Annotated in this window: 7 protein-coding genes; 1 reads left to right on the top strand and 6 read right to left on the bottom strand. The window is 53.9% G+C overall.

Annotation, left to right across the window (positions count from 1 at the left end):
- Nucleotides 1-6: 6 nt before the first annotated feature.
- The 4 genes from AC0QHF_RS22275 to AC0QHF_RS22260 form a co-directional block, all read right to left on the bottom strand.
- Nucleotides 7-3,006, bottom strand: a complete 3,000-nt coding sequence (locus tag AC0QHF_RS22275; RefSeq protein ID WP_324706449.1) for a DUF1156 domain-containing protein — start codon at nt 3,004-3,006, stop codon at nt 7-9.
- A gap of 7 nt (nt 3,007-3,013) precedes the next feature.
- Entirely contained in the window at nt 3,014-4,516 is a 1,503-nt protein-coding gene (locus AC0QHF_RS22270) for an ATP-dependent nuclease (RefSeq protein ID WP_324706448.1), read from the bottom strand.
- Nucleotides 4,513-7,929 carry a helicase-related protein gene (locus AC0QHF_RS22265; RefSeq protein WP_324706447.1) on the bottom strand — a complete coding sequence of 1,139 codons (3,417 nt, stop codon included), beginning with the start codon at nt 7,927-7,929 and terminating at the stop codon, nt 4,513-4,515. The genes AC0QHF_RS22270 and AC0QHF_RS22265 overlap by 4 nt, the downstream gene beginning before the upstream one ends.
- Before the next feature lie 82 nt (nt 7,930-8,011).
- Nucleotides 8,012-8,212, bottom strand: a complete 201-nt coding sequence (locus AC0QHF_RS22260; protein ID WP_324706446.1) for a hypothetical protein — start codon at nt 8,210-8,212, stop codon at nt 8,012-8,014.
- Between the two features lie 257 nt (nt 8,213-8,469).
- Here AC0QHF_RS22260 and AC0QHF_RS22255 point away from each other — a divergent pair, with 257 nt between their 5' ends.
- A complete protein-coding gene (locus tag AC0QHF_RS22255; protein ID WP_324706445.1) occupies nt 8,470-8,631 on the top strand; it encodes a hypothetical protein in 162 nt (53 codons plus the stop codon).
- A 1,088-nt stretch (nt 8,632-9,719) separates the two neighbouring features.
- Here the strand turns inward: AC0QHF_RS22255 and AC0QHF_RS22250 are convergent.
- Complete coding sequence (locus AC0QHF_RS22250; RefSeq protein WP_324706444.1) at nt 9,720-10,874, bottom strand: tyrosine-type recombinase/integrase; 1,155 nt, start codon at nt 10,872-10,874, stop codon at nt 9,720-9,722.
- A gap of 30 nt (nt 10,875-10,904) precedes the next feature.
- Nucleotides 10,905-12,560, bottom strand: a complete 1,656-nt coding sequence (locus AC0QHF_RS22245; protein ID WP_324706443.1) for a virulence-associated E family protein — start codon at nt 12,558-12,560, stop codon at nt 10,905-10,907.
- Between the last annotated feature and the right edge of the window lie 252 nt (nt 12,561-12,812).

Raw genomic sequence — 12,812 nt, 5'->3', positions numbered from 1 at the left:
ACGTCTCTAAAATCCCAAGGTTTTTTTCCGGGCCAGAACCCCGTCCACCCAGCGTTTTTCTTCGCTTCCGGGGGGGTAGAGGGCGGAGAGGGCTTGGGCGAGGGTCCAGAAACGCTTGTCGGCGCCGATGCCCTCCTCGACGAGGAAGCGTTTCAGGGCTTCGCTGCGTCCGGCGGCGAATAAAATCATGCTTTGGTGGATGCGGTCTAACACGGTTTTGCCAGGGGTTTCGATCGCGGTGTCGCCCCAGTCGGCATCCGCCTCCCCGGTTTCTGCGGTGGAGAAAAGGCTCAGTTGTTGGTCTTTTTTGGACGATCGCTTTTTGGCGGGCGCCTTCCCCCCGTCTTTGCCCAGCAGGTGGGCGGAACGTTCGGAGACGGGGAGGAGTCGGGCGGTTTTGCCTTTGATTTCGACCAGGTGGGCGAGGGTTTCCAGGTGGGCGCCGAGTCCCTGGGCGATTTTGCGGGCGGCGTCGAATTCGAGGCTGTAGCCGCCGCCGGATTTTGCGGTTTTTTTGGGGGCGTCGTCGTCGCCGTCGCCGTCATCCTCCGAGTCGGCGGTGTCGCCGTCGGGGGTTCCGGTGGAAAGAGTCCACAGCCACATGGCCGTCAGGCGGGCATCTTCCTCGAATCCGGTGGCGTCGGCATCGGCGAAAATCATGCCGAGGGCTTCTTTGGAGACGCTTTCCCAGACTTTTTCCAGGTATTCTCGCAGGGTGACGATTTCGCCGGAGGCTTTTTCGACGCTGGGGTAGCGGGAGTAAATTTCCAGGGCCGGACCGAGGCAGGCGAAGATGGCGTCGGCGCCGACGACTCCTTCGCTGGCGAGGCGGGGCATCCAGTCGTGGATGCGCCCGGGGAGTTCTTGTAAGATGTCGCGCCAGTCGCCGATTTCGTCTCCGTCGCGGGGGCGGCAGACGATGTGAACGGAGGAGGCGAGGGCGGCTGAGTTTTGAGCGCGGAGTCTCGTTCCCATTTCTGTATCAATTGGCCAGGAACCGGTCATCGTCCAACCCGCATCGACCATCGCCTGTAGTTGGGCTTCCCAGCCGGATGTGGATTTGTGGGCGAAGACGACGACACCGATACCATCGTCAGATAATATTCGGCATCCCTCCGCCATCGCTTTCGCCATTTGTGTTTCAAAGTATGTTTTATCTTTACCTTTGACCTCATCTACAATGCATTCGTCATCTTTGGGAGTGATTTCATCCTTAAAAGAAACACTAAGAGATGGGGGGAGCGTTCGCTTGAGCCAGACATAGAAGAAATCAGATAAGTCGGCGTAAGGTACGGCATCATAGTAAGGGGGGTCTGAAAAAAAACATTGGGAAAAATTATCGGGCAAGGGATGAGTTATGGCACTGACTCCTTGTATCTGAGCAGTAGTCACAATTTTTTGAGTTTTTTCTATTGCCAAGAGACTCCACTTGAACAAACCATTCCAATTTCCAGAGCCGGAGCCAAAAAAAACAGTTTCGACAAAATCTGATACAAAAGGAATTGTTTGTCTTGCAAATGTATGGGTTACTTTTTCCCTGTTTTGATGATGCCAAATGCAAATTGACGACAAGTAATCTGCTTGTTTGTCAATTGCCAGAGATAAAAAACTTTGAACAGCGATCGCCAATCCTTCATCTTCAGTATTGGCTAACTTTTTCCCTACTTCATTGACCAGCTTCACCAAAGTCGTCAACGCCAAAGCCTGACGAGAAGTAAATAAATCTTCAAATTTATCCATTCCATAGTTTCGTTGAGAAAATGCCCGACCTGCACCGCTTCCTCCTCCTTTCGGGGTCGGTTCATCTGGCACTAAGCTCAACTCCCCCTGATGTTCTCGCTTGCGCTTTTCCAACTCCTCCTTCGCCCGTCTCACCGCATCCCAATCTGTTTCTGTGGGCAACCGATAAAACCGCCCCTTCTCACTTTTCCGAGTCGTCACCACGCAAAACAACCGGGCATCGTCCGCCCCCCCGCGTCTCCCTTTCAACTGCTTCCGCACCGACGCCACCGGAGTCGTAAACCCGCAACAGGGACAGGTCGCCGACCCCCGTTTTACCGTCCCGTCGCCCACGTCCTTCGCCTTGACATTTTCGACGATCTCAAAATCCACCCGCTTTTCTTCCGGCCTCGGAATCAACTTCAACGCCACGGATTTATTCTTTTTCTTCGCCAACCACAAAGACCGCATCAACGGCACTTCCGCCCCGCATCCCGGCCCCTCGCAGACGACGGTTCGCGCCCAGAGATAGGCGATGGGCGTACTTCCATCCTCGTCCTCGGGATAAAATCCCCCCAACTCCTTCTCGGCTTCTTCCTTGACCCACTCCCCCCACTTCCTGACCTCATCGGCCAACTGCTGTCCGTACTTGGGGATATATTCCAAAACCACCTTGTTCAACAACACTGCCACGGGGTTCAAATCCGAGGCGAAGGCATCCGCCCCCACCCGCAACGCCTCCAGCGGTATCGCCCCGCCGCCCGCAAACGGGTCAACCACCAGGGGCCGACTCCCCGGAATTCCCCCCAAAGACTCGTGGGCGACCCGAGTTAAAGCCCGACTCGTTTCCAAATAGTCCGGTTGGGTGGAATTGTCCCAGTTGGCGAAATCGGCGATGAAGTCCAACAGCCGATGGCGGAGGATATTCAAATGTTCCGGTTTGCCGGGGTCCAACCGATTTTCCGGTTTCGCCAACACCTGCCAGCGGTTCCAGGTTTCCGTCTCGCAGGAGTCCGCCAATTTTTTATCGGCCGCGGCTTTCTTGGCAAACTCCACCATCAGCCTCGCCGCCTCCTCCCGAAACTGCCGGGGACAAAGTTCGTCCGCCGGGTCGGGCCACAGAGCCGCGCAGACCACCGCCCGACAAGCCGCCAGAGGCCGCCGCGCCCACCAAATATGCAGGGTGGAAATATGCCCGTGACGGATAGATTTTTCCCGTCTGGCGTGGGCGGAAATCCGCTTGATTGGCAGGTCAACTTCGATCAGGCGTTTGGGGTAGGATGTCATGGTTATCTTAGTTGTTTGAGGAATTTTTCTGAGCTGGCTTCGGAGGAGATGTAGCCTCTTTTAATTGTTGAACCAAACTAGATCGTTCATTTTCTGATAAAGTTTGAACGTAAACTTTTGAAAGTTCACTCACTAAAGCTATTTCTTTTATAGAAATTTTTTGAGCCAATTTTTCAAACCAGTAGTGATGATCGATTCCTTTAATAGCAGCAAGAAAATCATCGAGTTTTACTTCATAGTTCTTGTATACATATTCTACAACTTGTGGTGATTCGCAAAATATTTCTACTTCTGGAGCTTTTTTGTTGTGGCTAGGAAGGACAAAAATATTGTTATCTGGAGTCGGATTTTGATCGGCATCTAATACTGCTGCAAACTTATGATTAGTATCTTTTAAGGCTTCGATGGCAGTTTTTACAGTTTCACAAGACCCCACCGGAAAAATCCCAAGAAAACTTAAGAATTCCGGGTCAATAGTTCTAATAACTTCGGTCAATATGCACTGAGCTACAGATTGATCTTTTTTGTCTTCAACAAGAATTGTCAGAGCTTTTGAGTACCCTTCTGACATCAGACTATATGATTGTGATGCAGTTAATCCGGGGATTGTTTTTACGCCCTCATTCGTCTTCTTTAAACATATGATTGAATCCGACGAAAGTGACGACAATAATGATTCGCTGTGAGTCGTCAAAAAAATCTGATGACCTTTCCTTACACTAACATCAACAAGATAACATCCCAATTGATATTGAGCGCTGGGATGCAGGGATATCTCCGGTTCTTCGAGCAAGATTAAACTTTTTTCGGGCAATGCTTCAATATGTCTGACTAGATATTGACTGCGAGCTTCTCCATACCCCATATGTGGCTCCGAATATTCAATTGCTTCGTGTTTGACAGAGTTTATAATATCCCGTTTTCGTCTAAACTGAAATGTATGAGCCAAAATTTCATCATAATTTTTTCCTAAAATTTTACACGTCCACTTCTGCATTGCTTTATTGATCGGCTGGGATTCAATCAATTGAATTCCTTGGGGATAGCGGACGGTAAAATCTGACGTGTCAACTTTGGGCAAATAAGAACCGACACCTACATACAATACTTTTCGATAGGGTCTTCTGGCGTAATTGCTCCAACTTCCATTTCTTCGCCTTGAAATAGTTGTCTGTTGAGATTTATTGTCTGCCGAGCAATACTGATAGCTAACTTTCGCATCGTCTCGAAAAGGTTTGGGGTCAAACTTATGAATATTAATGAATTTGCTGATGTAATATGTATCTTGTGTGAGCTTCCCCTTGTAGGCAACAGCTATCAATTGAATTAAAGTTGATTTGCCGACCCCATTTAATCCACAAAAAGCAGTGATCGGATTTTTGATATCGATCACCGTGTTGGCATGACACCGAAATCCTTGAACGTGAATTTGAATCAAAACATTGCCGAAATTGTTGTAACGGTGAGATTCTTTAAATTTAGATTTAAGCACATTCCGTTGGTCATTCATTGCTCTAGCTCCAAAATTTGATTGGGGTCGATTTGATAATGTTCGATTTGGGTGACGGGGCGCCAACCCAGACGCGCCGGATCTCGGATGACGTGCAGCGTCGGGCGAGTCGCGCAGTCAAACACCACATACAGCCAGTAGTCCTCCCCGAGACGCTGGGCGGTCTTGTACTCGTTGGTGGTCAGGGCCACCTCCCCGATGCCGGCCCGCCCCTTGACCTCGATGAACCGGACGGCGATCGCGGTCTGGGAGTCTTCCGGGTGGGGGCGGCGGGAAATCAGGTCGAAGCCCCGGTTTTCCGATTCCACGCTCTTCACCGCCCGACCCTCTTTCTCCTCGAAGGCGATCGCGGTTTCCACGGCGACGCGCTCGATTTCCGCGTCCGCGACCATCCCCGCCATCTCCGGGGAGGCCCGGTCGGGGTGGGGCAGCACCCAGGCCCGCCCGTGGAGCCGGATGTCGGCGATCGTGAAACTGCGCTCCTGCTTCAACTCCTCCCGCCGCCGTTCCAACCGCCCGTTCAGGGTGAAAAGGCGGTCTTCCATCTGCTTGAGGCGCCCGTCGAGTCCCGCCTCCTTGGAACCCGATTCCTTCTGGGCCATCAATTCGGCGAACTGGCACTGGACGCGATCGATGATCGCCCGCAGGCTGATCTCCAGATGGCGGGACATGGTGTCGATTTCCGGTTCCCGGCGATCGAGAACCTCCTTCAAAAACGGTTCGAGGGCCTGTTCGACCAGGGCGCACTCGACGGCTTCCCGCCCCGGCAACTCCTCGCCCTCGGGCGGTCGAGTGCCTTCGGGCGCCGGGACGAAATCCAGGAAGAGGGTGGGCTGGCGCACGGCCAGGGTGCCCCCCACCTCCGCCTCGACGACGAACAGGCGCTCGTGCAGGGTCCGCCCGCGCCCGTCCTGGATGGCGGCGGAAAAGATGTCCAACCGGGCGGGTTCCCGGCGGTGCAGGTCGAAGAAGACCGCCCCCCGGCCCAGGTCGTCGAGAGCCGCGTCGAGGACGCTTTCGCGGACGCATTCAAACAGGGGATGTCCCGGCGTGACCCATTCCAGGGTCGGGTCGTCCCGCAGCAGGGCTTTGTCGAAGGCGACGTGCTTGTAGTCCCGCCCCAGCTTCCCGTAGCGGGATTCCAGGCGATCGCCCGTCGGCCACAGCGTCCGGGGGATTTTGCCGATTTTGTAAACCGGGCCGTCCTTGGCGGCGGGTTTGGGGCGGATGCCGACCACCGGCGCCGCCTGGAGGAAAAAGTCCGCGATCGCGCGGGGGTCGAGCCGCCGCTCTTTGACCTCGGCGGATTTGGCGACCGTCGCGGACAGGTTCAGTTCTTTTTTCGCCAAACCCTCCAGGGCGGAATTGGTGATCTCCCGGAACCGCTTCAGGTCCACCTGTTCGACGATCCGCTGCTTGATCGTGTCCTCGCTTTGGTTGCTGGCGTACATCTCCCGGATCATCCGCTCCAGTTGGTTGGCGGGAAAAATGTCCCCCAGGACGTTGAACACCTTGCCGGTATTTTCCGGGTCCAAATCCGCCTCGATCGCCCGGATGCGTTCAAACAGTTTCCCCAGCACCCGGCCCTCGCGGGTGTTGTTGGCGACGAAGTTGAAGATCAGGCAATCCTTTTCCTGCCCGTAGCGGTGAATCCGGCCCATGCGCTGTTCGAGCCGCACCGGATTCCAGGGGATGTCGTAGTTGATCATCAGCCAGCAAAATTGCAGGTTGATGCCCTCCCCGGCGGCTTCCGTCGCCACCAGAACCTGGGCCTCTTCCCGAAATTCCCGCTCGGCGTAAATGCGGGTGTTGGGGGTGTCGCGATCGCCGATCTTCATGCCGCCGTGAATTTGGGTGACGGAGAGTCCCCAGTCCCGCAGCTTTCCGACCAGGAAATCCAGGGTGTCTTTGTGTTCGGTGAAGATGAGCAGTTTCATCTTGCGATCGGAGAACAGGTTCTCCTGCCGGATCACTTCTTTCAATTTCACCAGCTTGGATTCGACTTCCCGCTTTTCCAAATAGTTGGCTTCTTTGATGAGCTTGTCGAGTCGAACAATTTCGTCGCGCAGGTCTTGGGGGTTGACGGAGGCGACGACGGATTCCAACTCGCCGACGATGCGGTTCTGCTCGGCCTCGGGGAGCTCCTCGAACCCCTCCGGCAACTTCTGATTGATCTTGTCCTGGCGATAGCTCGCCGGGTCGTCGAGGATCTTCTGCCGTTTGTCTCGCATCCGTTCCAGGCTGCGGCGCACGGCGTAGACGCTCGACGCGAAGCGCCGTTGCAGCATCGCCATCGTGAACCCCAACGCCCGCCCCCGGGCCGAATCGTCGGCGGCGGCGGCCAGGGATTGATCTTCGACGTAGCGGGTCAGGTTGTCGTAGAAATCTATTTCGTCGCTGTCGATCTCGAAGGCGATGGTCTCGACCCTGCGGTTGGTGAAGAGTTTTTTCGACCGGCCCGTTTTGGGGTCGGGAAAGGTGACGAGGGCTTCCTTGGTGCGGCGCAGGTAGAAGGGGGCGCTGTTGCGGCGCATGGCTTCTTCCAGGCTTTTGATGTCGCCGTAAATGTCGCGATCGAGGAGTTCGAGGAACAGCCGGAAGTTGTCGGGGTCGCCTTTGTGGGGGGTGGCGGTCATCAGCAGGTAGTGGTCGGTCATTTCCGACAGGTGTTCGCCCAGTTGATAGGCCAGGGTCTTTTTGTCGCTGCTGTAGGCGCTCATTTTGTGGGCTTCATCGACGATGACCAGATCCCATTCGGAGCGCAGCAGGCTGTCCTTGGCATCTTGGATGCGCGACACCCAGGCGACGGAGGTGACGACCTGATTTTTTTCCTGCCAGGGGTTGCTGCCGTAGTTGGCCCGCAGCGTGTCGCCCCGGACGACTTCAAAATCTTCCCGGAACTTTTCTTTGAGTTCCCGCTGCCACTGGAACGTCAGGTTGGCGGGGGCGACGATCAGCGTCCGGGCCACCAAGCCGCGAATTTTCAGTTCTTTGAGGAGCAAACCCGCCATGATGGTCTTGCCCGCCCCCGGGTCGTCGGCCAGCAGGAAGCGGATGCGGGCGAGTTTGAGGAAATAGTGGTAGACGGCTTCGAGTTGGTGGGGGAGGGGGTCCACCCTGGCGACCGCCAGGGAAAAGTAGGGGTCGTATTCGTGGGCGAGTCCCCAGCGCAGCGCTTCGACCCCCATCCGAAATCGGCGGGGGTCGCCGTCGAAGGGTTCGGTTTCCGGACTCGCGGACAGCGCGGCGATTTTGTCGGCGTCGAGGATGGGCTGGTAAAATTGGTTGCTGTGTACCCCCCTGCCCGTCAGCTTGAAGGAAGCCCCCAACTGTGAAATGGTGACGATCTGCACGGGTTCGGGAAACGAAGTTCCGGTGACGATGACATCCGGTTTGAGCTGGCTGATTTCCATGAGGGGCGAGGAGAAATGACGGCGGGGTTTTCGGTTTTTTCAAAGGCTTCGCGGTGCGGGGTTGAGGGCGATCGCGATCGCGCTACAGTTTCGACTCCAACCGCTGCACCCGCCTTTCCAATTGAGCCACCCGCGTCGAGAGCAATACCCGCTCGACCCCCAAATACTGGGAAAGAGCGGCGAGGACGACTTCGGTTTTGGTGATGTGGGCATCCCGGGCGTATCGGTGAAGGTGGCCGTAGAGGTCATCCGGCAGGCGGACGGTGACGGTATTTTGGGTCATGGGATTGGGGGTGAAGTAATACCTTGTTTTACAGCTTACCCCCAAATCGAACGACATTACCAGTTGTTTTACAAAACTTATTCAATTAAAGAATGCAACAGTGTATAACGAGTGTTTAAACGGCCCCCGAAACGGCGATTTCCAGGGGAGAAGGGGAGACGATCCGAGGGCGATCGTCCCTTCCGCACCGGGGATTTCGTTAGCTACGCCGTCCGGGGGACGGAAAGATCGCCCACGGGCTTGCAGGTTTCCCCGGTATGGGCGAAAGCGATTTGTCTTCCGTCTCCAACCGGCGCATGGCGTCAGCCACCACCAGTACCAATGGCGCGATCGGTACGTTTCGCAGATCAACGTCAGCCAATTTACGGTGGTGCGATCGTCAAGTTCGCTATCACCAATCAATCATCAACTATCAATGAGGTGCGATCGTGAACCATTAACCACCAATCAATCACCAGTGGTGCGATCGTGAAACTCCACGGCGTTAACTCCACAACAGAAATCTCGGGAAGTCAAAAGTATCCAAATCCCGCATTTGAGAGAAAGAGCAACGAAAACACTCAAACCCAGCATCCGAGAGAAATCAGGCAAAAATACTCAAATCCAGCTTTTGAGAAAATTTCAGTTTGGACAACTTCACAACTCTTATCAGTCACGGAAGAATGGGGGTTTCAGCCCCCGTGTTACACAATTGGAGTGCTACATTTGTATTACGGCTTCGGAAATGCCCATTTCTTCGTCCCACAACTCCCCCCACAATCCGCCACAATCTCTAGTATCAACAGTTAAAATCATCAATATGTAGCGCAAATATATACACCCCTACCTTCCTCTCCAGGGGGCTTTCAGTTCTTATTTTTTATCTGGTAAGATAGCAATTAGTGTGTGAAAAGTAGGACTTCGCACAGTAGCTTTTTTGTGTCTTGACACTGGGGCAGTTCTTGTCGGGAGCCACAGGTTACACCAACTGCTGTGAACTTCACCGCACCACTCACTGATTCGCGATCGGTCAGCCAGCCAGTGCCTTTGCTGCACTCAACAACTATAGACCCCCTAAAACCTATACGCCACAAGGGTTTCAGGAAATACTAGACAACTCTAGATCTAACTTTAGACACGCATGATTCCGCTGAAACCCAGTTACCGTAAAGATTTCAAGATATAAAAAATAAACTCTAGACAGAATAGACAACAAATGGAAGTGGGATGACAATGGCGTGGACGTAATGGGTTCGCTTTTGCGACTCGGCGATCGTGCGATCGGTCGGTCGGCCGTAAATCCCTGTAGGACGGCATTTCCAGCGTTTGAGGCGAATCGCCTCAAAATCGCCTCAAAAAATCGCCTCAAAAGTCGTGAAACACAAGCCGATGAGGGGATTTGAACCCCCGACCGCTCGATTACGAATCCGTAATCTGTCACCCGCCACACTTCCGACTGCGTAAATTCTCCCGGCTTTTTCCCAATACTCAAGGGGTAAATTTATCGTCAAATTATCGTCAAAACCCATCACAATTCGGGGACGGACAGGCCTCGTTGTCTCCCCGCATAGTGCCGGTAAATGATCTCTGGCGAGTTCCCGACCCAGGCCGCCAAGTCTTTGGGATTGACACCGGCTTCGAGGCAGAGAGTTATAAAGGTGTGCCTCATCTGGTAGGGTTTCCTGTACTCAATCCCCAATATTTCTAAAACCGCTTTCCACTGCCTCTTTCTGAAGTTGCTGGTGTTGATCGGCTTGCCCGTGACGCTGGGAAACACGATCTCTGAGTCCCACCGCGATCGCGCATCTGTGAGAATTTTTTGAACCTGTCCGTTGCAGGAGAACTCGCGGCGCGGCTGTGTCTTGAGTCCCTTGCAGCGCTTGCGCCCCCCCTGTGCGATCAAGATCGCACTGCTAAAAGTCAGTCGGGTCAGGTCGGGGTCAACGTCGGACCATCGGAGGGCGATCGCTTCTGAGGGACGGCAGCCGGTATAGAAACAGAAGCGGACGAACGGGGCATAGTGGCTGAATCGTGGCTCCGATTCAAACAACTGGATGATGCGATCGCGTTCATCTTTGCTGAATGGGTTGATGTCGTTGTCTTCGTTCAGCCTGTTCAGCTTTTTGGCTTTGGCACTCAACCCGGCGAACGGTGACGGCCCATCCACCAGCTTTTTGTCGATCGCCCATTTGAAGGCGGCGTTGAGTTGGGTCATCAGTCGGGCGGTGGTGTCGGGGGTTAAGTTCTGGATCGCCCAGTCGAAAACGTCCTGGCCGATGACGGTTGATATCTCTGCATGACAGAACGGCGATCGCTTGATATGACTCCACATCACCCGATAGCCGTTATTCCAAGTTCCGGGCCTGACGGTGTTTTTTCGGGCGTGGATGTAATCCTTAAACAGTTGTACCAGGGTCAGCCGTTTGACTTCCTTTGGAGGGGTCGGGGCCTGTTGTTTGTAAGTTTTCAGGGTGTAATCGAAGCGTTCATAAATAATGTCGCTTTCAATTCTCTGGGCTTTGGCTTGGGCGATCTTTCTGTTCTCCGGGGTGTCCTGTAATCCCAGGTAAAGGTACTTTTGTTTTCCGTCAAATAGAAACCGGGGAAGGGAGAGTCTGAGGCAACCGTTGGATAAGCTGACGCTCACCTTCCCCTTGTGGCGAGGGGGAGATGTTTTTGTCATGGCTATAATTGTTGGGGTTATGTATCGGGGTTAACTGCTGCGGGGTTTTAGGTCTTTAACCGGATATTGAAAAGACTGATGTTCTGCTGTCAGCCGGACAGTCCTCTCGTTGACGACTTCGGTAATTTCGCCGATTATACCTTTGAGTTTGTCACCGTCTTTGATGATGACAACTTCTTTGCCAACGGAGAACCAATCCCGTCGTTTTGTTGGTGGGACGGGGTAAATGTAGCCGTTGATTTCCTGCAATCGCCAGATGTCTATCAGTTCCTTTAGGACGGCTTCTGCGTCACCCGGTTTTTTGAATCTGAGCAGCAGTTGTTTTCGTCCGATTCGTTTTTTCCCTTGTCCCGCCAAGTCTTTAAAGATTTCCTGAAAAGCCTTCACATATTCGTCATGGGAGGTACGGGAAATCAGATGCGGGGTGTCACCGGCGCGATCGCCCCCAACAGTGGACGGATCGTCGGACCGCGATCGCGTCGGTTCACTCTGGGGGGTGTCGGTACGATCGGGGGTGTCGGCGCGATCGTTTTTTAAATTTACACTGTCTGCCGTTTTTGATGGATCTGATGGATCGTTGTCCTGAACCATCTGCCGCAAGGGAGTTTCAGGACGATCCATCGCCGATCCATTGATGGATCGTTGATGGATCGATGGATCGTTGGTGGAGATAAGTTGGGGGCATTTGTACCCGCGCACCCATTTCCCCCCCCGGTAGAACCTGTCTGGCTTCCACCCTGCCTTTTCCGCCGCCTTCCTGATGTAAGGCCCTGCCATTTTTGCAGTGTCCCCAAAGCTGACCGGGATTTCTTGTTCTTTCAGATAGCTTAGTATCTCGATCGTCGTCGCCTCTGTCTTGCCGTCCAAGTAATCGGCAACGTATTGCTCCAAGACCGAAAGCTCTGTGAACTGTTGGTTTGCCAGGTCGGATAGCTTTTGCTCCTCTGGGGTCAACCACCACCGCTCACCCTGCAAAAACAGTTCAACAGCCGCGCCAAAAATCCGATCGCGTTCTGACTCCAGTAGGGGGATAGGGATAGGTTTTAGCACGGGGACAACCCAGAATCGGCGGTTTCCCGTTGAGTCGGTCAAGAATTCAGACTCATTGGTTGAACCGGCGATCACCCCCCGAACCGAAAATTCGCTGGATCGTCGGGCGTAAGGGGGGCGAACTGAAAAGGTTTCGGTTGCCAAAAAAGCCTTTAACTGGCTGACCTGCTTTCGCCCGATCTGTGTCTCCAGTTCGGCCCACTCTGTCAGGACATGGGTTAAAAACTTGAGCAGTTCATCTTTGTTGGTGTAATCCCCCATGTCGTCGCAGAAGTTCGGATCGCCAACCAATTTTCTGAACCAAGTTGATTTTTTCCACCCCTGCGGCCCCTGGAGGATAAAAGCGGTGTCGTGCTTGCAACCGGGCCGCATCACCCTGGCGACGATCGCGATCAGAAAACGTTTCACATACTCCTGATGGATGGGGTCATTTGTCCCGAAATACCGTTCGGCGATCCCCTCTAAAATGCGGGTGTCTTTGTGCTTCTGATTGCATTCCAGTAAATATTTTTGGAACGGGTGATGACTGTTCTTTTTGGCGATCGCCAAGATGATCGCGTCCTTCTGTCGTTCCGTCCCCTTCATCTCAATATTGAACCGCTCGGCCAATTCCATCTCGGGACATTCCATGTCCATCGGTTCCCCGTCAATCTCCACTTTCAGGGTCATCTCGTTGAATCGGAGTCGGTTGCCGACGATCGCTTCTATCCGCATCCGTTCCCGTTTCAAGCGAGGAAGTTCGGGGCCGATATTGTTGACCCCCACCAGTCGGTTTGGTTGACCGTTCGCGTTGAGTGGCTGTCTCCGGTGGGCCTTGATACAGTTCTCTATCTTGTCATCACTCAGACACGGGGTCGGGTTGCGCCGTTGAGCCGATGTCCAGGTTGA

The sequence above is a fragment of the Lyngbya sp. CCY1209 genome, from assembly GCF_055795065.1.
The sequence above is the reverse complement of the archived record's forward strand: the minus strand, read 5'-3'. Positions and strand labels throughout refer to the sequence as shown.